The 26,856-nt window shown below is 72.5% G+C and carries 25 protein-coding genes and 2 pseudogenes; 3 read left to right on the top strand and 24 right to left on the bottom strand.

The features are described from left to right. Positions 1–11: 11 nt before the first annotated feature. The 17 genes and pseudogenes from ACFU3E_RS07290 to ACFU3E_RS07210 form a co-directional block, all read right to left on the bottom strand. A complete protein-coding gene (locus ACFU3E_RS07290; RefSeq protein WP_384153384.1) occupies positions 12–677 on the bottom strand; it encodes a response regulator in 666 nt (221 codons plus the stop codon). Then, positions 674–2,014 (bottom strand): sensor histidine kinase, encoded by a 1,341-nt coding sequence (locus ACFU3E_RS07285; protein WP_384153381.1) that lies wholly within the window; start codon positions 2,012–2,014, stop codon positions 674–676. The genes ACFU3E_RS07290 and ACFU3E_RS07285 overlap by 4 nt, the downstream gene beginning before the upstream one ends. A 108-nt stretch (positions 2,015–2,122) precedes the next feature. After that, on the bottom strand, positions 2,123–2,806 hold the full coding sequence (locus tag ACFU3E_RS07280) for a response regulator (protein ID WP_384153379.1): 684 nt from the start codon (positions 2,804–2,806) through the stop codon (positions 2,123–2,125). Continuing rightward, positions 2,803–4,182, bottom strand: coding sequence for a sensor histidine kinase (locus ACFU3E_RS07275; RefSeq protein ID WP_384153376.1), 1,380 nt, complete (start codon positions 4,180–4,182; stop codon positions 2,803–2,805). The genes ACFU3E_RS07280 and ACFU3E_RS07275 overlap by 4 nt, the downstream gene beginning before the upstream one ends. Continuing rightward, positions 4,175–5,392: an acyltransferase family protein gene (locus tag ACFU3E_RS07270; RefSeq protein ID WP_384153373.1), complete on the bottom strand. Its 1,218-nt coding sequence runs from the start codon at positions 5,390–5,392 to the stop codon at positions 4,175–4,177. The genes ACFU3E_RS07275 and ACFU3E_RS07270 overlap by 8 nt, the downstream gene beginning before the upstream one ends. Then, positions 5,391–6,386: pseudogene (locus tag ACFU3E_RS07265) on the bottom strand (alpha/beta hydrolase); the annotation flags it as partial. The gene ACFU3E_RS07270 and the pseudogene ACFU3E_RS07265, both read right to left, overlap by 2 nt. A gap of 197 nt (positions 6,387–6,583) precedes the next feature. After that, the gene (locus tag ACFU3E_RS07260) at positions 6,584–7,447 is read right to left on the bottom strand and encodes an alpha/beta hydrolase (protein ID WP_384153370.1); all 864 of its coding nucleotides are present in this window, start codon (positions 7,445–7,447) and stop codon (positions 6,584–6,586) included. Between the two features lie 189 nt (positions 7,448–7,636). After that, a complete protein-coding gene (gene kynU, locus ACFU3E_RS07255; protein ID WP_384153543.1) occupies positions 7,637–8,794 on the bottom strand; it encodes a kynureninase in 1,158 nt (385 codons plus the stop codon). 100 nt (positions 8,795–8,894) lie between these two features. Then, positions 8,895–9,725, bottom strand: coding sequence for a tryptophan 2,3-dioxygenase family protein (locus ACFU3E_RS07250; RefSeq protein ID WP_384153367.1), 831 nt, complete (start codon positions 9,723–9,725; stop codon positions 8,895–8,897). Between the two features lie 150 nt (positions 9,726–9,875). Next, complete coding sequence (locus ACFU3E_RS07245; RefSeq protein ID WP_384153364.1) at positions 9,876–10,289, bottom strand: DUF3151 domain-containing protein; 414 nt, start codon at positions 10,287–10,289, stop codon at positions 9,876–9,878. 309 nt (positions 10,290–10,598) lie between these two features. Next, on the bottom strand, positions 10,599–11,621 hold the full coding sequence (gene fbaA / locus ACFU3E_RS07240; RefSeq protein ID WP_384153362.1) for a class II fructose-bisphosphate aldolase: 1,023 nt from the start codon (positions 11,619–11,621) through the stop codon (positions 10,599–10,601). A gap of 137 nt (positions 11,622–11,758) precedes the next feature. Continuing rightward, a complete protein-coding gene (gene pyrE / locus ACFU3E_RS07235; RefSeq protein ID WP_384153359.1) occupies positions 11,759–12,307 on the bottom strand; it encodes an orotate phosphoribosyltransferase in 549 nt (182 codons plus the stop codon). A gap of 10 nt (positions 12,308–12,317) precedes the next feature. Then, complete coding sequence (locus ACFU3E_RS07230) at positions 12,318–13,106, bottom strand: aldose 1-epimerase (RefSeq protein ID WP_384153357.1); 789 nt, start codon at positions 13,104–13,106, stop codon at positions 12,318–12,320. A 99-nt stretch (positions 13,107–13,205) separates the two neighbouring features. Continuing rightward, the gene (locus ACFU3E_RS07225) at positions 13,206–14,042 is read right to left on the bottom strand and encodes an SRPBCC domain-containing protein (RefSeq protein WP_384153354.1); all 837 of its coding nucleotides are present in this window, start codon (positions 14,040–14,042) and stop codon (positions 13,206–13,208) included. Positions 14,043–14,150: 108 nt separating this feature from the next. Further along, positions 14,151–15,806, bottom strand: coding sequence for a polyamine aminopropyltransferase (locus ACFU3E_RS07220; RefSeq protein WP_384153351.1), 1,656 nt, complete (start codon positions 15,804–15,806; stop codon positions 14,151–14,153). Positions 15,807–15,940: 134 nt separating this feature from the next. Next, positions 15,941–16,468, bottom strand: a complete 528-nt coding sequence (locus tag ACFU3E_RS07215) for a DUF2617 family protein (protein ID WP_384153348.1) — start codon at positions 16,466–16,468, stop codon at positions 15,941–15,943. Between the two features lie 576 nt (positions 16,469–17,044). Beyond that, positions 17,045–17,335 carry a hypothetical protein gene (locus tag ACFU3E_RS07210; RefSeq protein WP_384153345.1) on the bottom strand — a complete coding sequence of 97 codons (291 nt, stop codon included), beginning with the start codon at positions 17,333–17,335 and terminating at the stop codon, positions 17,045–17,047. Between the two features lie 128 nt (positions 17,336–17,463). On the opposite strand from ACFU3E_RS07210, the gene ACFU3E_RS07205 reads away from it, so the two are divergent. Beyond that, positions 17,464–18,660, top strand: coding sequence for a pyridoxal phosphate-dependent aminotransferase (locus tag ACFU3E_RS07205; RefSeq protein WP_384153342.1), 1,197 nt, complete (start codon positions 17,464–17,466; stop codon positions 18,658–18,660). Between the two features lie 222 nt (positions 18,661–18,882). Here the strand turns inward: ACFU3E_RS07205 and ACFU3E_RS07200 are convergent, their stop codons facing one another. The 6 genes and pseudogenes from ACFU3E_RS07200 to ACFU3E_RS07175 form a co-directional block, all read right to left on the bottom strand. Continuing rightward, positions 18,883–19,629 (bottom strand): UPF0158 family protein, encoded by a 747-nt coding sequence (locus ACFU3E_RS07200; protein ID WP_384153339.1) that lies wholly within the window; start codon positions 19,627–19,629, stop codon positions 18,883–18,885. A 119-nt stretch (positions 19,630–19,748) separates the two neighbouring features. Beyond that, a complete protein-coding gene (locus tag ACFU3E_RS07195; protein WP_384153336.1) occupies positions 19,749–21,827 on the bottom strand; it encodes a hypothetical protein in 2,079 nt (692 codons plus the stop codon). A 323-nt stretch (positions 21,828–22,150) separates the two neighbouring features. Next, the gene (locus ACFU3E_RS07190; RefSeq protein WP_384153333.1) at positions 22,151–22,705 is read right to left on the bottom strand and encodes a Uma2 family endonuclease; all 555 of its coding nucleotides are present in this window, start codon (positions 22,703–22,705) and stop codon (positions 22,151–22,153) included. A gap of 23 nt (positions 22,706–22,728) precedes the next feature. Then, positions 22,729–23,635: pseudogene (locus ACFU3E_RS07185) on the bottom strand (hypothetical protein). A gap of 260 nt (positions 23,636–23,895) precedes the next feature. Continuing rightward, a complete protein-coding gene (locus ACFU3E_RS07180) occupies positions 23,896–24,117 on the bottom strand; it encodes a DUF397 domain-containing protein (protein WP_384153330.1) in 222 nt (73 codons plus the stop codon). After that, complete coding sequence (locus tag ACFU3E_RS07175; protein ID WP_384153327.1) at positions 24,095–24,937, bottom strand: Scr1 family TA system antitoxin-like transcriptional regulator; 843 nt, start codon at positions 24,935–24,937, stop codon at positions 24,095–24,097. Before ACFU3E_RS07175 ends, ACFU3E_RS07180 begins: the two co-directional genes overlap by 23 nt. Positions 24,938–25,083: 146 nt before the next feature. Here ACFU3E_RS07175 and ACFU3E_RS07170 point away from each other — a divergent pair, with 146 nt between their 5' ends. Beyond that, complete coding sequence (locus tag ACFU3E_RS07170; RefSeq protein WP_384153541.1) at positions 25,084–25,539, top strand: ATP-binding protein; 456 nt, start codon at positions 25,084–25,086, stop codon at positions 25,537–25,539. 131 nt (positions 25,540–25,670) lie between these two features. Here ACFU3E_RS07170 and ACFU3E_RS07165 read toward each other — a convergent pair whose 3' ends face one another. Continuing rightward, a complete protein-coding gene (locus ACFU3E_RS07165) occupies positions 25,671–26,198 on the bottom strand; it encodes a YbjN domain-containing protein (RefSeq protein ID WP_356653600.1) in 528 nt (175 codons plus the stop codon). 166 nt (positions 26,199–26,364) lie between these two features. Here ACFU3E_RS07165 and ACFU3E_RS07160 point away from each other — a divergent pair, with 166 nt between their 5' ends. After that, entirely contained in the window at positions 26,365–26,841 is a 477-nt protein-coding gene (locus ACFU3E_RS07160) for a hypothetical protein (RefSeq protein WP_384153323.1), read from the top strand. The last annotated feature ends 15 nt before the right edge of the window (positions 26,842–26,856 follow it).

The following is a 26,856-nucleotide window of genomic DNA, read 5'->3' as shown; positions in this document are numbered from 1 at the left end:
GTGCCCGCCCGTCACCCCGGCGTCACCAGCCGCGCCTCGTAGGCGAACACCGCCGCCTGGGTCCGGTCCCTGAGGCCCAGCTTCACCAGGATCCGGCTGACATGCGTCTTGATCGTCGACTCGGCGACGAACAGCCGCTGCGCGATCTCCCCGTTCGACAGGCCCTGCGCGATGAGTACCAGCACCTCCGTCTCCCGGTCGGTGAGGTCCCCGTAGGCCGCCTGCGCGGAGGGCATCAGGCGCGGGGTCTCGGAGAGCTTGGAGAACTCGGTGATCAGCCGCCGGGTCACCGACGGGGCCAGCAGCGCCTCCCCCGACGCCACCACACGCACCCCGTCGGCGAGCTGGCGGGCCGAGGCGTCCTTGAGGAGGAAACCGGAGGCACCCGCGCGCAGCGCCTGGTACACGTACTCGTCGAGGTCGAAGGTGGTGAGCACCAGCACCTTTGCCGCGCCGTCGGCGGCGGCGATCTCGCGGGTCGCCTCGATGCCGTTCAGCTCGGGCATGCGGATGTCCATCAGCACCACGTCCGGGGCGAGCTCACGGACCTTGGCGACGGCCTCCCGGCCGTTCACCGCCTCGCCGACGACCTCGATGTCCGGCATCGCGTTCAGCAGGACCGAGAAACCCTCGCGCACCATCATCTGGTCGTCCGCGATCAGGACGCGAATGGTCATGCGTCGTCCCCGTCCGGCAGGGCGACCGGCAGGAACACCGCCACCTCGTAGCCTCCGTCGTCCGTCTGGCCCGCCGTCATCTCGCCGTTCAGCATCGCCACGCGTTCCCGCATGCCGGTGATGCCGTGCCCGGCGCCGGGCGAGGGCTTGATCAGACTCGGGTTCGGCGGCGGGCCGTTGACCACACGCAGGCCCAGGCCGCCGAGAACGTACCCGATCTCCACCCGGGCGCCCGCCCCCGGCGCGTGCCGCAGGCTGTTGCTCAGGGCCTCCTGCACGATCCGGTACGCCGACAGCTCCACGCCCTGTGGCAGCTCCCGCACCGCTCCCGTCACCGCCTTCTCCACGGTCAGCCCGGCGTCCCGGACATTGGCCAGCAGCCCGTCCAGGTCGGCGAGCGTCGGCTGCGGGGCGTCCGGGACCTCGTAGTCCTCGGCGCGGACGACGCCGAGCACCCGGCGCAGTTCGGTCAGGGCCGCCACCGCGTTCTCCCGGATCGTGGCGAAGGCCTTCTCCAGCTCCGGCGGCGGGTTCTCCACCCGGTAGGGCGCGGCCTCCGCCTGGATGGCGACCACCGACATGTGGTGGGCGACCACGTCGTGCAGCTCGCGGGCGATCGTCGTGCGCTCCTCCAGCAGGGTGCGGCGGGAACGCTCGTGCGCGGTGACCGTCTGCTGGGCGGTGACCTCCTGCACGGCGTCGCGGCGGACGTGCCAGACGGTGACGCAGAGCAGGATCACCGCCGAGAAGACCAACATGGGTGCGGAGTTGGTGCCGTACATGTCGTTCGGGCCGATGCCGGTGTCCGCGACGAGGGCGTACAGCGCGGTCAGCGCCCACATCCACCCCGCCGTGCGCGGCCTGGTGCGTATCGCCACGACCGTCAGCACCGTCAGATGGCAGGCGAAGCTGCCGGCCGCCCAGGGCCATTCGCCCCAGTGGCTTCCCAAAACGGCGACGATCGGCGTGGAGACCATGGACGCCCAGAACGCGCCGACCGGCCGCACCATGGTCAGCAGCACGGGAATCGCGCAGAGCGGACCGAGCAGCACCGGCGGGCCGCCGGAGTCCGCCGTGGCGAAGGCCATGGTGATCAGGGCCACGGCGGTGATCACCGCGTGCGGGAGCCACGCCGCGTACTCCCGCAGGCGCCCCGGCAGCCGCCGGACCAGCCGTCCGTCCGTGCGCCGGCCCGGCAGCGGCCGGTAGGCGAAGGCGTCGTGGAAGAGGTCCTGCCGCAGTCCGCGCAGGGAGTCCACGGCCACCCGGTACTCCGGGCTGCGCGGCTTGGCCCCGTCCTCCGGCGGCGGGGTCTGCATGTGAATCGTCTCGGTCACGTACAGAACGGTAGGCGTACCCCGGACTCACGGTCGTCCCCAGTGAGAGGGGTCACCACGGGTCCCTCTCAGGTACTACGGGGGCGACCAGGGGCGACCGGCACCGCCTCAGTACCCCGACGGCCGCACCAGACCCGACTCGTAGGCGAACACCGCCGCCTGCGTGCGGTCCCTGAGGCCCAGCTTCACCAGGATCCGGCCGACGTGGGTCTTCACCGTCTGCTCGGCCACGAACAGGTGCCGGGCGATCTCCCCGTTCGACAGGCCCTGCGCGATCAGGGCGAGCACCTCCGTCTCCCGCTCGGTCAGGTCGCCGACGCGCTCCTTGAGCGGGGCGCGGGGCTTGCCGTCGAGCCGGGAGAACTCGGCGATGAGCTTGCGGGTGATGACCGGAGCGAGCAGCGCCTCCCCGGCCGCGACCACCCGGACCGCCTCCGCGAGCTGCTCCGACGACGCGTCCTTCAGCAGGAACCCGGAGGCTCCGGCGCGCAGCGCGTCGTACACGTACTCGTCGAGATCGAAGGTGGTGAGCACCAGCACCCTGATGTCCGGGTGCGCGGTCGTGATGCGCTCGGTGGCCTCGATGCCGCCGATCCCGGGCATGCGGATGTCCATGAGGACGACGTCCGGGGCGGTCTCGGCGGCCTTCGCGATGCCGCCCTCTCCGTCCTTCGCATCGCCTACGACCTCTATGTCGGGCTGGGTGCCGAGCAGCACGGTGAAGCCCTGCCGGACCATCGCCTGGTCGTCGACGATGAGAACCCGGATGGGGTTGCCGGTGCCGCTCGTCATGAGGTCCCTTTCCTGGGGGCCGTGATGTGATCGGTGCCCGGGGCGTCGGCGGGCGGGGTGTCCGGGAGGAAGGCGGTGACCTTGAAGCCGTCCCAGTGCCACGGGTGCGCCGTCATGGTGCCGCCGAGCATCGCGACCCGCTCCCGCATGCCCAGCAGTCCGTGTCCCGCCCCCGTCGACGGCGGAGGCGGTCCGGTCGGGCGGCCGTTGACGATCTCCACCTCCAGGCCGTCCGGCTCGTAGGTGAGACGGACCGTGATCCTCGCTCCGGGCGCGTGCCGCAGGGCGTTGCTCAACGCCTCCTGCACGATCCGGTACGCCGACAGCTCGACTCCGGGCGGCAGCGGACGCCGCTCGCCGTTGATCTCGGTGAGGACCTCGCGGCCGACGGCCCGGGTGTTCTCCACCAGTGCTTCGAGCCGGTCGAGCGTGGGCTGCGGGGCGTGCGGTGAGCTCTCGTCGCCCGCGTCGGCGAACGGCTCCCCGGGCCCGGGGTGCTCCGAGCGCAGTACGCCCAGCACCCGGCGCAGCTCGGTCAGCGCCTCCAGGGCGTTCTGCCGGATGCCCGCGAGGTTCTCCTTGAGTTCGTCGGGCGGGTTGGCGACGAGGTGCGGGGCGACCTGCGCCTGGATGGAGATGACCGACATGTGGTGGGCGACCACGTCGTGCAGCTCGCGCGCGATGCGGCTGCGCTCCTCCAGCAGGGTGCGCCGGGTGCGCTCCTCGGCGGTGAGCGTGGTCTGCTCGACGAGTTCCGCGCGGGCCTCGCGACGGCCGCGCAGGGCGGTGCCGAGGACCACGACGACGGCGAAGAGGGTGACCGCGAGCACCCCGGTGGGCGAATAGCCGGCCGCGCCCAGCAGCCCTTGGGCGACGTAGGTGAGGAGCACGGTCAGCGCGAGCGCCTCGACGGACACCCGGGTGCGCACCCGCAGGGCGAGCAGCAGCAGCAGCGCCATGTGCCCGATGATCCCCGCCGACGTCCAGGGCCAGGTGAAGTCGGGGGCGCCACCGGCCAGCAACTGGCGGCGCACCTCGAGGGCGCACAGCAGCATGGCCGTTGTCGAGAGCCACCACGCCGGGATGGGCCGCCACAGCGCGAACACCATGGCACCGCCCTGCGCCAGCCCGAGCGGGAAGGCGATCTGCGGGCCCACCCCGCCGTGGTCGACGAGCTGCGCCACCGCGCCGAAGGTGACACCGAAAGCGGCCAGGCACACCAGCCCGTGCGGCAGCCAGCGCAGCCAGGTGGAGGGCGGCAGCGGGTCCGCGCGGGCCGTCCACAGGTCCTGGCGCAGCACCCGCAGCCAGCCCCCGACCCGCGCTCGCAGCGCGCGGCCCGCCCCCGTGTCCGTCACGCGGCCCAGCCTAGACATGGCGCGCCTTCGACGCCGTCCCCCGGTCGGCCGGGCGGTGCGCCCGCACCACCCGCGGCCTGCGGCCCCGGCCTGCGCCGCCTCGCTGGAAGGAGCGGAAGGCGGACCAGCAGACTGCGAGGGCCAGCGCGAACACGGGCAGCCACAGCAGCCGGGCCCCGACCCAGCCGAGACCGTCGGGCACCGTGTGCAGACCGGGCAGCCTGCCCACGAGGAGGCCGGTGGCCGTCGTGGCCATGAGGGCCGTCTGGTGCCACAGGAAGACGGTCATCGCGGAGAGGTTGACGAGCGCCACCGCCGCCCACGCCACGGGCCCGCGCATCGCGTGCCGCAGCCGCTCGCGCAGCAGCAGGGCGAGACCGCACTGGGCCAGCCCGAAGGTGACGACGGCCAGCGTCGGCGGGTCCAGGTTGGACCTGCCCTCGCCGGGGACGCCGACCATCGCCGCCGGATAGCCCGCCCACGCGACGAGCGCCGCGGTCGCCGCCGCCCCGGCAGCCAGCAGGACCCACCCCGCGCGCCGGCGCTCCAGCTCGCCGCGGGTCCAGGCCGCGCCCAGGGTGTAGGGCACCATCCAGCCGGCCGCCACGTTCACCCAGCCCAGCCAGGACGGGCCGCCGAAGCCGAGGCGCAGCAGGTCCACGTGCAGGACGACGGCCAGCGGCCAGAGCGGGTTGAGCCGGGTGAGCAGCGGGGTCGCCGCCGTCAGGGCCGCGAACACCACGAGGAACCACATCGGGGACAGGGCCAGCTTCACCAGCGTGCGGACCGTGCCGAACTCGGCGCCCGACAGCAGCAGCGCGACGGCGGCGACCGTCCACAGGCCGAGGACGGCCGCTACCGGTAGGAGCAGCCGGGAGAGCCGGGCCGCCAGCCAGCGGTGGTACGGAATCCCCTGGGCCCGGGCCGAGACATGACTGCGGGTGGCCACATGGCCGCCGACCAGGAAGAACACCGCGAGCGTCTGGAACAGCCAGGAGACGGGCGTCAGCCAGGGCATGTGCTGGAGAGGGCTGGCCGTGCGCAGCGTGCCGCCGTCGGCCACCAGGGCCGTGACCAGCCAGTGCCCGAGGACGGCACCGAGGACGGCGGCGGCCCGCAGGGCGTCCACGGCCCGGTCGCGGCCGGGTGGGGTGGCCGCGCCGATGCGGTCGGCACCACGGCGCGCTCCCCGCCGGATGGCGCGTACGCGTACGCCGATGTGAGTCATGGGTCACCGCCTCGGTCTCGCCCAGGACGATCCGGGCCAGGTTGGTCAGGGAGGTGGAGCCGGGGCTGAAGTACTCGCTGTGGCCGACGTCGCCGGCCGCGAAGGCCCGGGCGCCGAAGGCCGGGGAGACGGGGTCGGTGCCGAAGCCGACGTCGGTGCCGAACAGCTCCACGCTGAGGTGCGGTACGTGCTCGACCCAGTCGTCGGCGCCCCGGGCCGCCCAGACGCGGGCGCGGGTGTGCAGGGCTGCGGCGGTGTCCGCGCCGGTGCCGGGACTGCCGACGAGCGCGATGTCCTCGATGGCGAGACCGGCGGCGGAACGGCCGCAGACGACCGAGCCGTAGGAGTGGCACAGCAGCGAGATACGCGGTCCGCCGCCGGCTATCGCGCGCAGGTCGGCCACCAGCGCCCGCAGCTGCGGGGCCGCCTGCTCCGCCCTGCCGGTCGTCGTGACCGTCGCGCTGACCGTGCCCGGCGTCTCGTAGCCCAGCCATGCCACGACCGCGGTGTGGATGCCCGCCGGGGCCTGCCGGGCGAGCTGCCGGTGCAGGGCGGCGGCCGCCGCGTGGAACCGGCCGTAGGTGTCGAGACTGGTGTCGGAGCCGGGGACCAGGACGGCGATCCGGTCGGCCCGGGCGAGGTCGCCGAGGACCTCCGTGACCCGGCCGGAGCCGCGGCCGTCGAACCGGAGCAAGTGCCTCGCCGGGGCGGCCAGTTGACGGTCCGTCGCGGCACGGCCCCGGTCGTGGTGGACGGCGGCCGTGCGGGCCGCCTCGGCGGCGTTGGCCCGGTTGGCCGCGTACGCCTCGTCGAGCGTCGACGCGCTGAGAGGTGCGAGCCGGGCGGGGGCCGGTGCGGGGGTCTCCGGCCGTACGGCCGCGGAGAGAGGGAACACCAGGGCGCCCGTGATGAGGGCGGCGAGCGCGGCGCGGCGCCACCGTCCGGCACGGCGTCTGCCGCCGTCGCCACGGCGGTACTTCGGTGCGGACCCCATGGTCGTCCCCCTCCAGCGCACCCGGCCATCGGGTCTGCATGGAAGGGAAGTTACGGAGCGGGGGACCTCGTCCGCGTCACACCCGGGAACTCACCTGCGGCGTAGCTCTCAGGTACTACGGGTATGACCGGGGCCCCCGCTTACGGGTGTGCCCGGGCCGCCGCCTGCAGCCGGATCACAGCCTCGGAGAACGCCGCTCACCAGGCCAGCTGCGCGATCTCCTCCACCACCACCGCGCACGCGTCCGCCGCCGGGTCGATGAGCGGGAAGTGCCCCACGTCCTCCAGCAGCGTCACCCCCACCATCTCCCCGGCCTTCGCCGCCGCCCCTGCGTACGACTCGGCGACCGCCTGCGGCACGTCGAGGTCCGTGCGGCCCTGGACGAGGGTGGTGGCGATGCCGGTGGGCAGCAGCAGCGCGGGGTCCGCGTACGGCTGCCGCTCCGCGAAGTGCTCGTCTCCGCCCAGGAGCTGACGCGCGGCGCCCCCGCACACGTCCAGCTTGTCGGCGATCGCGAGATCCGCGATCGGGGCGAGGCCGACGACGCCCCGCAGTGACACCGGGCTGCCGCTGCGCCAGGGCGAATCGGCCGGCAGGACGTGCCGGGCAGCCCCCCAGAGCGCGAGATGTCCGCCCGCCGAGTGGCCGGTGAGGACCGTACGCCGCGGGTCGGCCTGCGGCAGCACCTCCCGTACCAGCGCCGGAAGGGCGTCCAGCGCCGCGGCGACGTCGTCGAGGGTGTCGGGCCAGCGGCCCGCGAGGGAATCCTCGCCGCCGCCGCGCCGGTACTCGGCGCTGGCCACGGCGAACCCGCGGCGGGCGAGGAAGTCCGCGAAAGGGCTGATGTGACGCCGGTCGTAGGGCGCCCGCCAGGCACCGCCGTGCAGCACGACGACGACCGGGGCCGGTCCGGGGCCGCCCGCCCGGCGCGGCGCGAAGAAGTCGATCACCTGGTCGGGGTGGTCGCCGTAGGCCGCGGTGGCGTCGGGGTCGACGGGCGCGTGGGAGAAGGCCGACTTCTCCTCGGCAGCGGCCCGTGCTGCTGCGACGTCGTCCGTCATGCTCCAACCTTCCAGCGATGAACCGTACGCGGCGGACCAGTTGAGGGTTCCAGCCGTTGGCCGGGACGGTACCAGGCGCGTGACGTGCGGGGACATGGGGATGTCACGCTCGGTGAAGACCAGACGGGTCTGCCGTTCGGGCGACGGCGGGACCGGGACACCGCAGAGACGTCCCGGCGCCGCCGCCGCTCAGGCCAGCGTCCGCGCCAGCGCCCGGGCCGCCCGCTCCACGTCGGCGAACCCGACGTACAGCGGGGTGAAGCCGAAGCGCAGCACGTCCGGCGCCCGGAAGTCGCCGACCACGCCCCGCTCGATCAGCCGCTTCATCACGTCGGCGGCGTCATCGCAGCGCAGGGCGATCTGGCTGCCCCGCTCCTCGTGCGCCACCGGCGTCACGCACGCGACCCGGCCCTCGGGCACGTACGCCGCCACGCACTCCAGGAAGAAGTCCGTCAGCGCGAGGGACTTGGCCCGCACCGCCTCGGCCGACACCCCGTCCCAGACCTCCAGGGCCGCCTCCAGGGCGAGCATCGAGAGGATGTCGGGCGTACCGACCCGGCCGCGTGGGGCACCGGGCGCCGGTTCGTAGCCGGTGCGCATGCCGAACGGCTCGGCGTGCGAGTTCCAGCCGGGCAGCGGCGAGTCGAAGCGGCCCTGCAGCTCCCGCCGCACGTACAGGTACGCCGGTGAGCCGGGCCCGCCGTTCAGGTACTTGTAGGTGCAGCCGACCGCGAGGTCGACGCCGTGCTCGTCCAGCCCGACCGGCAGTGCGCCGGCGCTGTGGCACAGGTCCCAGACGGCGATCGCCCCTGCCTCGTGCGCGGCGGCCGTCAGAGCGGGCAGGTCGTGCAGCCGGCCGGTGCGGTAGTCGACGTGGTTGAGCAGGACGGCGGCGGTGCGGGCGCCCAGCGCGGCCGGGACGTCCGCCGGTGCCACGGGCCGCAGGGTGCGGCCGGTCATGCGGGCGGCGGACTCGGCGATGTACCCGTCGGTGGGGAAGGTCGTCGCGTCGACGAGGATCTCGTCACGGCCCTCCCCGGCCATCCGTACCGCGCCCACGAGTGCCTTGAAGACGTTGACGCTCGTGGAGTCGCCCACGACGATCTGACCGGGCGCGGCCCCGACCAGCGGGGCGATCCGGTCACCGATCCGCTCGGGCGCCGTCCACCAGCCGCTCTCCTCCCAGGACCGGATGCGCAGCTCGCCCCACTGACGGCGTACGACGTCCCCGACCCGGCCGGGGACGACGGAGGGCAGCGCGCCCAGCGAGTTGCCGTCGAGGTAGACGACCTCGTCGAGGACGAACTCGGCACGCTTGCCGGCCAGTTCGTCGACGGCGTCCAGCATCCGCGCGCGCTCCGCCTGCTCGGACAGCTCCGCCGGCTCAGGCAGTTCCGCCGGCTCAGGCAGTTCCGCCGGCTCAGACAGTTCCGCCGGCTCAGACAGCTCAGACATGGGACCGCGCCGTCCACAGCTCGGGAAACACGTTCTTCTGCGCGCGCTTCTCCAGCCAGGCCACCCCGGCGGAGCCGCCCGTGCCGGTCTTGGCACCCATCGCGCGGCGGGTGGCGACCAGGTGGTCGTTGCGCCAGCGCCACACCAGCTCGGCGACATCGCTCAGCGCCTCGCCCAGCCGGGCGACCTCGTCGCTCTCGTCACCCGAGTAGACGGCCGTCCAGGCCGCCTCCACCTCCGGCGACGGCTCGTAACGCTTCGCGACGTCGCGCCGCAGCACCGCCTCCGGGATGTCGTGCCCGCGCCGCGCGAGCAGCCGCACGACCTCGTCGTACAGGCTCGGCTCGTGCAGCGCCTTCTCCAGCTCGGCGTGCACACGCGGGGCGCCCCGGTGCGGAACGAGCATCGACGCGGACTTGTCGCCGAGCAGGAACTCCATGCGCCGGTACATCGCCGACTGGAAGCCGGAGCCCTCTCCGAGGGCGCTGCGGTACGAGTTGAACTGGGCCGGCGTGAGCTGGGCGAGCGGCTTCCAGGAGTGGTTGAGCGCCTCCAGCTCGCGTACGGACCTCTTGAGCGCGGCGATGGCGGTGGGGATGTCGTCCCCCCTGAGCGCGCCTGACGCCGTCTCCCACTCGTGGACGATGACGGTGAACCACAGCTCCATCACCTGGGTCGTCACCAGGAAGACCATCTCTCCGGGGTCGTCGGAGAGGGTGTGCTGGAGGTGGGTGAGTACGTCCGCCTTGACGTAGTCCTCGTACGGCGTCGTGCCGTGGAAGTCGAGATGCGGGGTCTCGGGCTCGTGAGCCTCGTGGGACATCGCTGTCTCCTGCGTATTACTCCGGGTAGCGGTCCGCCCCTGCCGAATCCGACACGGGGGCCCCGGTCCCCAGGGGCATCTTCCGCAATCGTCCCCCGAAACCGCAAGGCCCGCCTTTCGCGGACGGGCCTCGCGTACACGGACCGTGTCTCAGCCCAGGACCTGCGCCGCCGTCGGCGAGGAGTCCTTCAGGAACTGCGAGCAGCGCTCGTACTCCTCCTGCTCGCCGATCGCCTGCGCGGCGCGGGCGAGGGCGTGCAGGGCACGCAGGAAGCCGCGGTTCGGCTCGTGCTCCCACGGCACGGGGCCGTGGCCCTTCCAGCCGCTGCGGCGCAGCGCGTCCAGACCGCGGTGGTAGCCCGTGCGGGCGTACGCGTAGGACTCCACGGCCGCGCCGCGCTCGAACGCCTCGTCGGCGAGCTGCGCCCAGGCGAGCGAGGAGGTGGGGTGCGCACCGGCGACCTCGAGGGACGCGGCACCGGACGCGAGCATTTCCCGCGGCCCGGGGTCGTCGGGAAGATGGGTCGGGGGCGGGCCCCCGAGAAGGTTCTCGTGAATGGACATGGGGTCAAGTCTGCGCCATGCCGACCGATGCGGCGCAGTGGGCGGCGGGATGGGCCGGACAGCTGCCGCGACAGGGCCGGATGATTGCGCGACGGGGCCGGATGACGGCTGCCTGACCGGGCCGGATGACCGCGTGACGAGACCGGGTCGAGTCCAGCATGGCCATGCTGGAGCCGAGGACGGTGGTGAGCAGGACCCACTTGCCCTGCGGTGAGGCCAACCGGACATCGGGCACGCAGGGAGCATAGGAGCATACGGAAGAGCCCGGCACCCCTGGAGGTGCCGGGCTCGTCGCGAGCGGACCGGAACTTACTTGATCTTCGTGCCGGTCGAGCGCAGGTTGCCGCAGGCCTCGACGACGCGCGCGGACATGGAGGCCTCGGCCAGCTTGCCCCAGGTGCGCGGGTCGTAGGTCTTCTTGTTGCCGACCTCGCCGTCGACCTTCAGGACGCCGTCGTAGTTGCGGAACATGTGGTCCGCGACCGGGCGCGTGAACGCGTACTGGGTGTCGGTGTCGATGTTCATCTTCACGACGCCGTTCTCCAGGGCGGTGCGGATCTCCTCCTCCGTGGAGCCGGAGCCGCCGTGGAAGACGAAGTCGAACGGTGACGCCTTGCCGTACTGGGCGGCGACGCCCTCGTTCAGCTCCTTCAGCAGCTCCGGGCGCAGGACGACGTTGCCCGGCTTGTACACGCCGTGCACGTTGCCGAAGGACGCGGCGAGCAGGTAGCGGCCCTTCTCGCCCAGGCCGAGGGCCTCGGCGGTGCGGAGCGCGTCGTCGACCGTGGTGTAGAGGGAGTCGTTGATCTCGTGGGTGACGCCGTCCTCCTCGCCACCGGTCGGGGTGATCTCCACCTCGAGGATGATCTTCGCGGCGCGGGCCTGCTCCAGCAGCTCCTGCGCGATGGAGAGGTTGTCGGCGAGGGTCTCGGCCGAGCCGTCCCACATGTGCGACTGGAACAGCGGGTTCAGACCGGCCTCGACGCGCTTCTGGGAGAGCGCCAGCAGCGGGCGTACGTACCCGTCGAGCTTGTCCTTGGGGCAGTGGTCGGTGTGCAGCGCGATGTTCACCGGGTACTTCTCGGCGACGATGTGCGCGAACTCGGCCAGGGCGACCGCGCCGGTCACCATGTCCTTGCTGTACTGACCGCCCAGGAACTCGGCGCCACCCGTGGAGATCTGGACGATGCCGTCGCTCTCCGCCTCAGCGAAACCGCGCAGGGCCGCGTGCAGGGTCTGGGTGGAGGTCACGTTGATGGCCGGGTAGGCGAACTTTCCTGCCTTCGCCCGGTCCAGCATCTCGTTGTAGACCTCGGGAGTTGCGATGGGCATGCGTCCGCTCCTTGTATCTGCGGGTTGACGTACTGCTGTGTCTAACGGCCCTGACCTAGACCTTGGGGTGCGACGTCATCGTCGGCCCCATCTTTCCAGACTTGGCCGGAAGGTCCAGGCCACCGTCCACGCCCTGGTCAGTCGAGGCCCAGCTCGTCCTTCGAGAAGGCGTAGAGATACGGCACCCCGGCCCCCTCCTGGATCTTCTCGGCGGCGCCGGTCGCCCGGTCGACGATGGTCGCGACGGCGACGACCTCGGCCCCGGCCTCGCGCACGGCCTCGACGGCGGTGAGCGGGGAGCCGCCGGTGGTGGAGGTGTCCTCGACGACCAGCACCCGGCGGCCCGCGATGTCCGGGCCCTCGACGCGCCGCTGCAGCCCGTGCGCCTTGGCGGCCTTGCGCACGACGAACGCGTCCAGGCGCTTCCCGCGCGCGGCGGCCGCGTGCAGCATGGCGGCGGCGACCGGGTCGGCGCCCATGGTCAGGCCGCCGACCGCGTCGAACTCCAGCTCGGCGGTCAGGTCCAGCAGCACCTGCCCGACCAGCGGGGCGGCCTCACCGTCGAGGGTGACGCGGCGGAGGTCGACGTAGTAGTCGGCCTCGAGACCCGACGACAGGGTCACCTTGCCGTGCACCACGGCCTTGTCCTTGATCTGCTGCAGCAGCGCGCCGCGTGTGTCCGTCATGCGGCCCAGCTTAGAGGCGACGCCAGCTCCAGGTGGTGGTGGCCTCCAGCGGCTCCAGGGGCGTGACCAGGCGCGGCAGGGTGTTGAGGCCGTTGGGCGGGCCGGTCTGCGGCTCCACGCACACGGCCTCCTCCTGCTCGTCGTAGACGACGACCCACTCCTCGCGGCTGGCCACCGTCAGCTCCAGCTGGCCGGGCCAGGTCAGGGTCGCCTCGACGCCACCGGGCATGCCGAAGCAGTCGTCCCAGGGGCCGGGCTCGGGGTCGAGGCGGTTGCCGGTGGGCAGGTGGTCGTCGCCGCGTTCCTCCTGCCAGGCGGGGGCGAAGTCGAGGTGCACGTCCTCACCTCCGAGGTTCCGGTTGAACCAGGGGTGCCAGCCGATCTGCGCCGGGAAGGACGACTCGTACGTCTCGACGGACATGGTCAGTGTCAGCGCGTCCCCGGTGAGGGCGACGATCTGGGTGACGCGGCCCGGGTAGGGCCAGGGGTCGACGAGCTGGTACGTGAGGACCGCCTCGTCCGTGCTCGTGCGGGCGGTGCGCCAGGCGCCGTCGCGGACGGTGCCGTGGATGGCGTGGGGCGGGGCGTTGAGGGGCAGCTGCCGTACCTGGGCGCCGTCCAGGAACCGTCCGTCCCGGATCCGGCCGCACCACGGCACCATCGGGAAGCATCCGAACCGCTCGCCCTGGCGGAGCAGTTCGACGCCGCCGATCCGCAGTCCTCCGACCCGGCCGCCGTTGCCCGGCTGCACGGTCACCTCCGCGTCACCCGCGGTCAGCGTGATGTCTTCGTCACTCACGCGACGACCCTACTGCGGCGATCAAGAGGGCCTCACCGGATGCGGGGTGCTTCGGCCAGGTCGGCACGGGCGGGGACGCGCCCCGCACGCGGGTGTGGTTCAGCGGCGTCTGCGCAGGGCCCGGACCGCCACGATGGCCGATGCCACTGCCAGTGCCGCCGCGGGGGCCGCCCAGCGCAGCGGGCCCGGGGGCGTCACGGTCTGCGGCGCGGGCACGGGGGCGTACCGGCCGCGCGGCGGGGCGTGGTCGACCTCCTCGGCGCTGCGTCCGATCATGGTCCGCCGCGCGTGCGCCGCCTCGGCGATGTCCTCCTCGTCCTCCTCGTCCGCCGGTCCGGGATCCGCCGGTCCGAGAGAAGAGGAGGGCGGGACGGCGGCGCCGGAGGCGGAGGGGCGCTCGGGGGCCGGGGGTTCCCCGGTGGGACCGGGGTCGGCGGGGGCCTTCTCCTCGGCCGCTGCCCCCGCGCCCTCGCCGGATCCGGCCGCGGGCGGTGGCGCCTCGCCGTCCGCGTCCGGCGCCGCCGCGGCCAGGTGCTCCGCGAATCGGTTCAGCAGCCGAGTGACGGCACCCTCCACCGCCTCCGCGGGAAGGTCCTTGATCCGTCCGTCCGCGGACGCCGTGCCGTCGAACACGACCGTGCAGCCGTCCGCCGCCTCGCGCAGGGCGATCCGCAGGGTGAGCTTGACCGAGCCGCTGCCGCGCGCCTCCTGCGCCTCGCCCTCGACGGCGTACGCGTCACCCTCCCGCCGGGAGACCCGTACGGCGCCCCGGTAGGTGACGGAGTGGCTGCCGACCCGGATCTTCAGCCGCCCGGCGACGGGCTCGGCGCCGGCGTCCTGCTGGAGCCCGGGAACGGCCCGGGCGACCCGCGCGGGGTCGTCCAGCACCTCCCTGAGCCGCTCGGCCGGGACCGGAACGAACACCTCGTGCTCCATGTCGACGGACTCTACCCAGCACAGCCCGAAACGCACCCCCGCCTGAGGGATTCACCCCCGAACCACCCCCACCAGGCGTATCCTCCCGGCCCGCCCGGCACCCGCCCTTCAGTACCTCGGGTGCACCAGCGTCGACGCCGGCAACCCCCCGATCCGCGTCCTGCGCGCCGCCTGCTCCCCCGCGGCGAGGGACGCCTCCGTGAGGACACTCGGCCGCGGACCGTCCGGGTCCAGCCGCAGCCGCGGGTCCGTGCGGGCGGCCAGGACGAAACCCCAGTCCCGGGGCGCCCGGGAGCGGTCGGCGGGGGTGCGGTCGGGCCCGGCGGCGAAGCCGGTATGGCGGCCGGCCGTGCGGTACGGGGCGGTGCGGAAACCGGCCGCGCGCAGCGTCGCCTCGACCGTCCAGTACGCCCGGGGACCGTCCGCGACCGGCCCGGCGTGCACCACGAGCCGGCCGCCGGGGGCCAGCACGCGCCGCGTGAGGCCGTAGAACTCCTGCGAGTACAGCTTCGTACTCGCCGTGCGGCCCGGGTCCGGCAGGTCCGAGACGACCACGTCGTAGGTCGCCGGGGTCGCTCCGCGCAGCCAGTCGAAGGCGTCCGCGGCCGTCACCCGCACACGCCGGTCGCCGAACGCGTGCTGGTTCAGCACGGACAGGGCCGGGTCGGTGCGGGCCAGCCGGACCACCTCCGCGTCGCGTTCGACGACGTCGACCCGGTCCACTCCGGGGTGGCGCAGCACCTCGCGGGTGGCGAGGCCGTTCCCGCCGCCGAGGATCAGCACGCGGGCGTGCGGCCCGCTCATCGCGGGGTGGACGAGGGCCTCGTGGTAGCGCAGCTCGTCGCGTCCGCTGACCCGCAGCCGGCCGTCGAGGAACAGGTCGAGGGGCCGTCCGCGCGTGCCGCCGGTGAGGACGACCTCCTGCACCTCGGTCCGGAGCGCCACCCGGACGTCCCCGCCGTACACCGCCTGCCGAGCGGCCCGTTCGAAGTCGTCGACGAGGACGGCGGCCGAGGCGAGGACCGCGAGGACGAAGGCGTTGCCGAGCATCAGCAGCCACCGGGCCCGGCGGGTCAGGTCCCGGCGGAACAGGCCGAGCACCAGCGCACCGCCGACGACCGCGTTGACCGCGCCGGTGAGCAGGGCGCCGGTCAACTGCCCGAAGAAGGGCAGCAGGAGGAACGGAAAGGCGAGGCCGCCGACGAGGGCACCGACGTAGTCGGCGGCCGACAGGTCGGCCACCGCGCCGCCCGCGTCCTGGCGGCGGATGCGCTGGATCAGTTCCATGAGCAGCGGGACCTCGGCACCGATGAGCAGTCCGGTGGCGAGGGAACAGGCGACCAGCAGGCAGCGCGGGCCGTCGGCCCACCACCCGCCCCAGGCGCCGGTCCAGGCGAACACGGCGTACAGGGCCATCGCGCTGCATCCGCCGACGAGCGCGAGGGTGGCCTCGACGGCACCGAAGCCGGCCGCGGCGAGCGGGCGCAGCCGCTTCGCGGCGAGGGAGCCGATGCCCATCGCGAAGACCATGACGGACAGCACGACGGACGCCTGCGTGACGGAGTCGCCCATCAAGTACGAGGCGAGCGCGAGGAGTTCGAGTTCGTACACGAGTCCGCAGGCCGCGCAGACGAACACGCCCGCGAGGACCAGGAACCGTCCGGTGCCGGGCTGGACGGGCAGTAGCGCCGGGCCGCCGGGGCCGCCCGGGGCGCTCCGGGGCGGCGGGCAACCGGGCGGGGCGGGCGCGTGCGGCTCGATCACGCTGCGACGTTACGTCACGCCTCGACCGCGCTTCGTCACCCACACGTGTGGTGCTGGTTTGCAAGGGCCGCAGAGCGGTACGAGATTCGGTTCGCCGCATGTGGTTCGACGGGCCGGTCAGCAGCAGGCCGGGTTCAGTTGACGCAGACCGCCGCCGGCACCCGCACACCCACCTTCGTGCGGGTCGCCACCAACTGCCCGTCCTGCGGGTAGGCGTGCCAGGTCCGCCAGTGCACCTGCCCCTCGTGGTGCTGGGCGAGCAGAGCCGTGAAGGCGTACGGGCTGCCGGGGAAGACGCCGACGAGGCCGTGCGGATGGTCGGAGACGAGGGCCAGCAACTCCTGGGCGCGGCCCGCGAAGGAGCCGGGCGAGAGGACCTCGACCCGGGCCGCGAACTCGTACTCCCAGTCGTCCACCCGCTTGGCGACGCCGAGCGGAAGCGGGGTGCTGCTGCCCGCGATGCACGCCACCGTCTCCGAGCAGATGCCCCGCTCCTCCTCCAGCAGGACCTGGTGGGATGCGCCCAGGAGCCGCAACTGCAGTTTGGTGTCCGCCAGTTCGAGGTCGAGCGCGGCCAGTGCGGGAAGCGGCTCGCGCCCCAGGGCCCACGCGAGATCGGCCGCGCGCGTGTCGGTGTAGGAGGTGTTCAGAGTCGTGAGCATGGATCAGGCTCCGCAAGCACACAAGGAGAGGGAGGTGGGTCCGTTGCGCCCCGGTCGCACCGGGGGATGTCGGCCCGGGGCAGCCCGGTCGGCCGGTTACAGGAAAGTGTCCGCAGAGCGTCCGAGGGGCTGCGTCGGTGACCTAGAGGGAATCATGAACGGTGGCGCCGCCACAGCGTTTTTACCCAAGTTCGGAGGGTTTCCATCCCTCAGAGGGCTCCACAGCTCAACTGTTCAACCACGGCGTGCGCCGGTGCCGGGGAGGCGTGCGCCGGTGCGCCGTGGCTCACTCCCGCAACCGGGAGGGACGGGACCCCGGGATTGAGGCCAGGCGCCCGAAAAAGCCGCTCGACGCGCACGGTTGCCGGAGTCACGCCCGGGTCCGGGGCCGGACCGCGCGAGTTGCCCTACAGGCAGAGGGTGTTGCCGGCATCCGCCCGAAGTCATCCGTCAGACATTCGACCGGTCCTCCGTCCGGGAACCTGGAACATGCCAACGCGGGGCCCGCCCCAGATGCGGACCCCGCGTTCGGTGGATGCGGCTCCCCTTCGTGAGCGTGAGGACGGCCGACGTCAGTCAGCTGCTGCCGCCGCCGCAGCCACCGCCGCCACCCCCGCCACCCCCGCAGGACGACCCGCCTCCGCAGGACGAGCCGCCGCCGCAGGAGTGCCCCCCGTGGTGTCCGTCGCCGCCGGAGGAGCCGGAGTCTCCCCCGCCGGCCCACCAGCTGCCACTGCTGCCGCTCAAACCGCTGGACGCCCACGCCCCGCGGCGCGTCCTCCGGCTGGAACCGCCCCCGCGGGCATGGGAGACCAGCGCCCCGATCAGTACGACTCCGACCACCGCCAGGATGATGCCGACGATCATGGCGTCACCCTCCTTCCTCTTCCCCCGAAGCGGCCCCCCGTGGGCGCCTCGCTCTTGCGTGAGGCGGTGATGCCCGCCCCTCGAGCGACCCAAAGCAGAGTTGAGGAACTCCAGAGCTTCGGCGCAGGATGACCGGCATGACCTCCAGCGTGCGCCCCCTCCTGAACCGCCGGCTCGCCGAGTTCGGGACGACGATCTTCGCCGAGATGTCCGCCCTGGCCCTGAGCACCGGCGCCATCAACCTCGGGCAGGGCTTCCCCGACACCGACGGCCCCGAGGAGATCAGGGAGGCCGCCGTGCGGGCCCTGCGGGACGGCCGCGGCAACCAGTACCCACCGGGCCCCGGCGTCCCCGAGCTGCGCACCGCGGTCACCGCCCACCAGCAGCGCCGCTACGGCCTGGCCTACGACCCCGACACGGAGGTCCTGGTCACCGCCGGTGCCACGGAGGCCATCGCCGCCGCCATGCTGGCCCTGGTGGAGCCCGGGGACGAGGTGATCGCCTTCGAGCCGTACTACGACTCCTACGCGGCGTGCATCGCGATGGCCGGGGGGCGCCGGGTGCCGGTCACCCTGCGGGCGCACGAGGACGAGGGCCGGTTCCGCCTCGATCTCGACGAACTGCGCGACGCCGTCACCGACCGCACCCGGCTGCTGCTGATCAACACCCCGCACAACCCGACCGGCACGGTCCTCACCCGCGAGGAGCTGGCCGCGATCGCCGAGCTGGCGGTGGAGCGGGACCTGCTGGTGGTGACGGACGAGGTGTACGAGCACCTGGTCTTCGACGACGCCGAGCACGTGCCGCTGGCGACGTTCCCGGGGATGCGCGAGCGCACGGTGACCATCTCCAGCAGCGGCAAGACGTTCTCGTTCACCGGCTGGAAGGTCGGCTGGCTGACGGCGGCCCCGGAGCTGGTCACGGCGGTGCGCTCGGCGAAGCAGTACCTGACGTACGTCTCGGCGGGCCCGTTCCAGTACGCCATCGCCGAGGCCCTCTCACTGCCCGAGTCGTACTTCACGGACTTCCGCGCCGACATGCTGGCCAAGCGGGACCTGCTGGCCACGGGCCTGACGGAGGCCGGATTCCGGGTCTTCCGCCCCTCGGGCACCTACTTCATCACCACCGACATCCGCCCCCTCGGCGAAACGGACGGCTTCGCCTTCTGCCGCGCCCTGCCGGAACGCGCCGGGGTCGTCGCCATCCCCAACGCGGTCTTCTACGACCACCGCGAGCAGGGCGCACCCTTCGTACGGTTCGCGTTCTGCAAGCGGACAGGCGTGCTGGAGGAGGCGGCCTCCCGACTCAAGACGCCGGCCGCCTGACAGCCACAGACGTACCAGCAGATGTACCGGCGCCACGGCCTGGTTGCTCCGAGCCGCCGCGCACCCGCACTCGACTGCGGCCTGGTCGACCGGGACATCGATGATCGGCAGTCGCATCACGCAGCCCGCCTGTGGGCGGACACGCTTCCGTCAGCGATCAACCGGCGCCGACAGGCCCGCTGACAGCGTCCCCGAATCATGCAGGACAGCGGCAGCAAAGAGTCATACCGGCCCCGAAGGACACGAACCCGAGCTGGACTCTACGAAGAAGGTGACGTGCGGGCAGTAGCCCTCCTCGGCCAGCCAGGCGCGGGCCCGGCCGCGCTGTCGCTCATCGCGGAACCGGTGGTACCGGCTCCAGGAGCGCTCGTCACCAGCGAGGACGTCCTTGAAGCGCCGGAAGGCGTCCCGCCCACCGATGGCGATCCGCAGCCTGTCGGCAAGGGCGGCGTCCTCGACCTCTTCGATGAACAGCTCCATGTCCCGGTAGCCGGCCCGGGACCCCAGAGCCGGAACGTACAGCCATCGCTCGGGATCGTCGTCCTCCTCGGCCTCGGGCCCAGGCCCCAGCTCATCGGTGAACGCAGGCCAGCACTCCCCGGTGGACAGATCGATCCGGCCACCGGACTCGGCCGGGTCGCCCTCCAGCAGCATGGCGAACATCTCCAGATCGACCGCGAGCGGGCGCAGGAGGGGGATCGCCGCGTCTCCCGTGGCCGCGCGCAACCGGTCCGCCAGCTCCTCATCGCCCCGGAAGCCGCGCTCCTGAAGCGCGCCGAGAAACAAGGCCGCCTTCTCCGCAGCCTCCGGCAGGCCCTGCGCCGCGGCCACCGCCACACCATCGCCGGCCAGTTGCAGCACCTCTCGCACGGGGCCACGGTGCAACGCGGCAAGCAGCTCCACGCCGTCCTGCGCGTGGAGCGCGCCACGCAGGGCCCGCAGCCCGTCCTGGTCCCATCCCTCAGCCACGATCCCGACGGTAACGCGCCCCCAGGACGTACGACGCCGGGACCCATCGGTTTCCCTCCGCCCGGCTCCGTGCCGGTGCCAGCGCACCCGGCGCCTGCGGGCCAGGCGGTGTTGCCCGGTCAGCGGCGCCGCATGCGGCCGCTCTTGCCTGAGGAGCGCCGAGCCTTCCGGGCGCGGGCGCCGTGGGTACCCAGTGCCCGGGCCGCCAGCTGCCTGAGCTCGTCGAGTCCGGCCCGGTCCGGGTGCGCGGAGTCCAACGCGGCGGCAACCGCGTCCCTGGCCTGGGAGCCCTGGGCCCGCAGCGTCTCCTCGGCGCCGTCCCCGCCGCCCGCCAACTCCACGAGCTGGAGCAGGCTCTCGGCGAGCACCAGCAGAGACTCTGCATCGGTCATGTCCTCTGGGGACAGCAACTCACGGTGCGCCAGCGCGTTCAGCGCCAGCGGCGCCAGCTGTGTGTCTCGCCGCAGCGCGCGCAGCAGCCGCTCGCCCTCACCGTCGGGCAACGCCGCCGGTAGCACGTCGAGCATCGCCTGCGCACGCGTGCGGAAGGTCATGGTCCTTACGGCGTCGGTCAGTTGCCGCAGGGCATCTTCCCGCTCGCCGCGGGCCGTGATCCAGTCGGCCAGCTCCGTGCGGGCGGCGTCCGGGTCGTAGTCCTCGGCCAGCACTCCCAGCAGGCCGGCCGCCGGCGCCTGGGCCAGTTCACCGACCAACGGTGCGTCCCTGCCGGCCGCCAGCAACCGCTGTCGTACGGCCCGGGTACCGAGCTCGGTGAGACGGATGAGCTCGACCGGCCCGGCGGTCAGCTCCTCTCGCCGGGCATCGGCACGCTCCCGCGCCGCCGGGTCCGTTGCCTCCCCCGCGACGCCCAGCAGCTCCGCGAGCTCCGGCGGCATGTCCGTGAGCAGCTCGGGACCGGCATCGGAGAGGTCGATGTCCAGGAACACCGGATCGGCCATCCCACGGTCACGCTCGATCGCGCCCAGGTCGTCCAGCAGGTCGAGCACCGCGCGCAGATCCCGGTCGGCGTGCTCGAACCACATTTGGTGCTGAAGGTCCAACCCGGCGTCGAGCTGGGAGGAGGTCCGATAGACCAGGTGTACCGTGTCGCGCAGCCGCGGCCAGGGCATCGGGTACGGCAGGCTGTAGAGCGTGTTCAGCACGTCGTCCAGGACGTGCTCGTAGACGTCGAAGAGCATCGACTCGACGTGCCAGCCGTTGCGTGCCCCGATCAGGGCCTGCCGCAGCTCGAAGCACGCGTCGAAGGCGCGCAGCCACAGCTGGAGCGGGTCGGCCAGCACCGGCCGGGCCTTGGCCACCGCGTACAACCGCCCCTTGACCACCCGGACCAGCCGTGCCTTCTTCGCCCACTCCATCAGCAGTCCCAGCCGCGGCAGGTCGGCCGAAGAGCGCACCCCCTCAATCCGGTCGCCGGTGCCGAGTCCGTCCACCAGCTCGCGGGCCTCCGCCATCCGCAGCCGTCCCGTCGCCGTCACCGGGCGGCCGCCCTGCCCCGCCCATTCGGCGAGTCCGCGCAACTGCGCCACGGTCGTCGACGCCTCGGCCCGGCGGCGCAGTTCGTTGTCCGGGGGAAGCATCACGGGCAGTTGCGGCTCGGCCCGGGCCACGCCGGACAGCGCGCGGCCGGTCAGCCGCCGTTCCATGATCGCGGCGAGAGCCTGCTGATCGTAGGCGACCTCCCCGCGCTGAGCCCTGTCCGCGAAGCGCTGAAACGCCGCCCCGTCCTGGACGTCCACGCCCTGCTCCGCGGCCGTCATCGCCCAGAACTTCGCCAATCCCCAGCGAGTGCGGTCCGTCATCGCCGCCGGATGCTGTGCCGCGGCCCTGTCGACCGCGGCGAGGGAATCCTGGAGTGAGGGGCCGCGCGGGTCCGCCAGCTGCGCGGCGTGCAGATAGCGCAGTAGCGTGCGCAGTGTGCCCGGGGCGTCGGCGCGTTCCTCCCCGGGAAGCTCGGTGACCTGCTGGGGAAGCCAGGAGAGCAGTAGCTCCTCCACATGGCGCGACTCCCACAGCCCCAGTCGGCCGTCGGCAGTCGCCAGGTGCCGGTAGTCCAGCACCGTCTCGGCCATGTACCCGTCCACCGGCAGCCCCTGCCCCCCGGCCCACCGAACCAGGCGGTCGACCAGCAGCCCACGCGCTGCCTCGAACTCCTCCTCGGCCTCGGGTTCGAACCGCATCCGCATGAAATCTCGTCCACCTGTCCGCAGCAGTCGTTGCCGTGCCACGTTATCGCCGAACCGGGGCCGGCAACTCGGCCGAGGACGAGCGGGCCCGCTACGGCAGTACGTGGTGGTTGCCGCCCGCAGCAAACGCGGCTTCGAATTTCCTTGCAGCGAACCGGACTTCGTCGCACGATCTCACGGCATGGAACGGCACGCCCCCTGGTTGATCCCGATCGGCGAAAGGCCAGGCCATCCCAGCCGGCTGCCCCGACCAGGAACGACCACGTCCGGCGACGGCGGAGCCGACGGCACGGGCCTGGCCAGCGGGGAGACCCTCGTCAGCGGGCCTCCGCCTCGGGATCAGGGCGCGGGAGTTCGTCGAGATCGAGGGTGAAGGTGCGGCCGTCGGCCAGGGGGATGGAGAGCTTGCCCGTGCCGTACTTGTGGGTGTGTGCGGCGATGTAACCGGTGGCGGTCGGCTGGGTGTGAAGGACGACTTCCTGGGCGTAGGGGTCCACGACCAGGTAGATCGGGATTCCGTAGCGGCCGTACTTCGCGGTGCAGTCGTCGTAGTCCTTGCGTGCGGAAGAGGTCGAGACGACCTCGGAGATCAGCAGGACGTCCTCGAAGCTGTAGCGCTTACCGTCCTTGCGTGCGTCCTCGCGCAGGATCGCGAGGTCGGGGGCGGAGTTCTCGTCGGCGGGAAAGTCGATGTAGACATCGGAGGTGACCTTCGCGTGACGGCCGAGGGCAAGAGCGGAGTCGATCTGCATCGACCTGATGGTGCTGGAGTGCTCTTCGCTCTGCGGGGTCATGATCACCTTTCCGTCGGCCCCGAACAGGACCGTGTACCCCTTGGGGAACTCGGTGTGCACGATCGCGTCGACGCTCATGGACGGCTCCTTCCCGTGTGTGGTCAGGATACGACGGACAGTGCCGCCTCACCGAGCCCGTCGGTACGGCCGGCATCCCCGGCGAGCCGGTCCCGGCAGCTCCGGCAGTGTCCGGGCTCCGGGGCGCGGAAGGCACGTTCGCAGCCGTCGCAGGTCTGGAAGGGCAGTACGGCCGGGCGCTCCACGCTCGGGGGAAGCGGAGGCGGCACCGGCAGCGGCGTTTCCCGGAGCCGGAACGCGAGGATGCTCGCGGGCCGGGTCCAGAAGCGGTCGGGGAGCCGTGCGGTCAGCGTCTCCGTGATCTCCTGCGGCCCGACACCGGCCGCCAGCCACTCGGTGACGGCCGGCGCCAGGCGGGCGGCCTCCCGCGCGGACAGGACGAGACGAGGGTCGATCCGGCGCAGGGCGGTCAGTACGGCGACCGCCTCGGGGTCGGCGTCGGCGAGTGCGGGTGCCGGGCTGCCCGGCTCCTCAGGGCCGGGAGCGGGCGTCGGCTCCCGTAGGGCCGCGGGTTCCTGGACGGCGGGCCAGGGCGGCCGTGGCGGCTTCGGCGGCTCGGGCGGGTCGTCCGGGCCTTCGCCGCGCGGTACGTCGTAGAAGTACGTCCGGGTGCGCACCTGCCCGGCGGGTGTCCGTTCGCGGCGTCGCTCCAGGTATCCGGCCGCTTCGAGTTCCCTGAGCGCCCGGGAGAGCGAGGATCTCGCCCTCGCTGAAGTGCTCGCACAGGGCGGTGATGGTCACGGGGGAGCCGTCGGGCAAGGAGGCGATGTACGCCGCGACGCCGACCGTGACCGCGCTGCCGCGCCGCTGGACGAGGGCGTTGGAGAGCACCGTGAAGTCGGCGGTGAGGCGGGTGCGTACGTGGATCACGCCGGTAGTCGGAGCTCCGGCCTCGGCGCGCAGGCGCGCGTTAGACTGCGGGTCAGCCATCGGGAAGGCACTACTTCCTGATCGGTCAGGCCCTCGATCGGGATTGCCGTCCCGGCCGGGGGCCGTATCTGTTTGAGGTTGTCGCGGCGAACGTAACGGCCCGTTACCCGCCCCTGCAAGCCGGTCACTCGGACGGGTGACGCCCGCCTTCCGGCGCGGGGAGGGTGGGTGGGCGGGTAGTTCTTTCCCCTGGTTCTTTCAGGAGGTCAGTGGCCTACCGGACCCTCGCGGACAAGGGCCCGGTGCGTCCGGGAGCCGCCTCAGGGGCGGTGGTGCCCGGCCTTCAACCCGCCTATGAAGGCGGCCCAGGAGGCGGCTTCGAAGCACAGCGCGGGGCCCTGCGGGGCCTTGCTGTCACGGACCGGGACGACGGCCCCTCGGAACCCGTCGGCCACCTCCACGCAGTTGCCGCCTTCCTGATTGCTGTAGCTGCTCTTGCGCCAGGCGGCGCCTTTCAGATCAGGACGGGACCTTCGCTCCACGGTGGTTGTCCTCCCTCACGGATCGGATCATGTCGAGCGACATGAGCGGGGGCAGAGCTGCCGCCCGCAGCCGATCGTAAGTCAGCGCAAAACTCCTCACCTCGTCCGGATCCTCGATGAGTTGGCCGTAGTGCGCGCCCTCCGTGTAGGCGACCTCCGAGCCGTCCGGCATGGTGAGCACCGTGAGCGAACCGCCCATGACCTCGTGCTCGCCCTGGTCGAACGGCAGTACCTGCACGGTGATGTGAGGTTCCGCCCTGGTCATGAGCAGTCGCGCCAACTGCTCATGCATCACCCCCTGGCCACCGACAGGACGCCGGAGCACCGCCTCGTCGAGAACCACCCACAGTTCGGGCCGGTCGGGCATGCCGAGCCGCTCCTGTCGTCCCAGGCGAAGGGCGACCCGTTCTTCCAACTGCTCTTCGCTGCCGAGCGTCCGACCGATTCTCAGCACCGCACGCGCGTAGTCCTCCGTCTGCAACAAGCCGGGCACCACATGAGCCGCGTACTCGCGGACGGCCACCGCCCGCTCCGAGTACTCGATAAACCTCCGCGACCAGTCCGGAAACGCCTCCCGGTACACATACGGCCACAGCTCCACCAGCAGATCCTCCGCACCGAGCGCCGCGTCCAGCGCACGCGCCAGCTCCAGCGTCGGCTTCGCTCCGGACGCCCGCTCGATCTGCGTGATCCGCGTGCTCACCACATGCGTCCGGTCGCCCAGCTCGGCCTGCGTCAGCCCCGCCGCCGTCCGGAGCCTGCGCACGCGCGCACCGAACAGCGCGGCCATCGACGCACTGGGGTCAATTCCGTTGGCCAAGGCATCACTTCCGTTCCTTACGGCCTCACAAGTAAGGCTGCGCCCCCTGTCGAGCGTAGGCCGATCGTCCGACCCTTGAGCACGGAACGTGATGACTCGTGCGCGCAACGGAGCGCTTCGAGGTGACGGAAAGGAACGAGCAGGCCGTGCTGACAGAAACCTCCACCCCGGGAGACATGCCGCAGCGTGAACTCCAGTCGCTCACGGTGCGGTGCCCCTCCTCCCCGCGTGGTGCGCAGCTCGCCCGGCGTCACGCCGTCCGGTGGATGGAGGAACGGGGCCACCCGCAGGCGTCGGACGTGTCCTGCGCGGTCGCCCTCGTCGTCGGCGAACTCGCGGCGAACGCCGTACAGCACGGTCGGGTCCCCGGCCGGGAGTTCGGTCTGCGGCTCGTCCTGGACGGGGCCGCGGGCGTACTGCGGGTCGAGGTCGCGGACGCCGCCTCCGCGAAGCGGCTGCCCACGGCCGCGCCCTCCTCCTGCCCCGACGGCGAGTCGGGCCGGGGACTGCTCCTGGTGGACGTCCTGGCCGAGCGCTGGGGGTCGACGCCTCGCAGCCCGGTGGGCAAGACGGTCTGGGCGGAGCTGCGTCTTGGGATCTGACCCGCTCCCCCGGCGAGGGGGGAGACAGCGGCGCCCGAGGGGAGGCAGTGGTGCCCGAAAAAGGCGTACGGCGCGTACAGCGCGTACCTTCTCGTACGCGCCGACGCGCCGCTGCGGGGCCGGCTGAGGATCTACTCCTCGTCCTCGGGCTTCTCCGCTTCGTTGATCTCCTCCTCGAGACCGAGCTGCTCGACGAGCCACTTGTCGAACTCGATCGCGGCGCGCACCCAGCTGACCGTCGAGGAGACGAAGTGCTCCAGGCTGACGCCCATGCCGATCAGCATCTGGGCCTCGCCGATCAGGCGGACCGTGCCGTCGTCGTGGGTGTGGCTGTAGACCTTGGGCCACAGGGTCCGGCGGTTCCAGTCGTCGATCGACTCGAGGATCTGCGGCTTGGCCTCGATCTCGTGGGGCCGGTCGTAGAACGTCCGCACGGAGAAGACCTGCTGGTCTCCCTCACCCCGGAACATGAAGTAGGTGCGGAACTGCTCCCACGGCGCCGCGAGGTCACCCTCGTCGTCGACGACGTACTTGAGCTCCATCTGGTCGAGGAGCTGCTTCACGAGGTCCTGATCCGGGACGACGGGGCCGGCCGGGCCGCCGGGCTGCGGCTCGGGCTGGCCCCCGAAGTTCGGAATCGAGGACGGGTCGATGGTCACCGTGAATTTCCCTTCGTACGGATTCCGCCATCCTCCCCCATGCGGGGAGGGGGGTGGCAAGCCCCGACAGGCCCTGTCAGCCCTGGGCTGACACGATCCGGTCAACGGCAACCTCCGGGTGCCGGAGCCCGTCTCTCCCAGTGACGGACGGCAGGGGTGGTGGGCCATGGCGGCAGCGGACAGAGGGCACACCCGGTGGGGGCTGATCCTGCCGTTTCTGGCAGTGCCGGTTCTCCTTCTCGGGTTCCTCATCATCGGTGTGTTCATGTGGGCCCTGACCGACAAAGACGACCCGGGCGCCAGAGGTGCGTCGAAGGCCCTCTGCGCCGACGCCCTGGCCTTCGGCGGCGCCGCCCGCCCCGGGGGCGCGGAGGTGCACGACTGCACGGTGCAGCGGGGCATCGACACCGCGTACTCGGCGGTGCTGCGGATGCCGCGCGAGGATGTACGGCCCTGGCTGCGCACGACCTACCCGGACGCCCCGGGGCCCCGCACGGGCGGCGGCTCCTGCGGGGCGCTCTGCCTCGACGTGACCCACGAGAACGGCCTCCCCGGCACGGCGGAGGCGCATGTGGTGCAGGTGAGGGTGGAGTACGTGAACGCCGAGACGGCGCTGGTGCGCTTCTCGGCGTTCACGATGTGACGTACAGCGTGTCGT

Source organism: Streptomyces sp. NPDC057424 (assembly GCF_042803315.1).
Taxonomy (GTDB): domain Bacteria; phylum Actinomycetota; class Actinomycetes; order Streptomycetales; family Streptomycetaceae; genus Streptomyces.
Note: the sequence above shows the minus strand (reverse complement) of the source record. Positions and strands in the feature narration are given on the sequence as shown.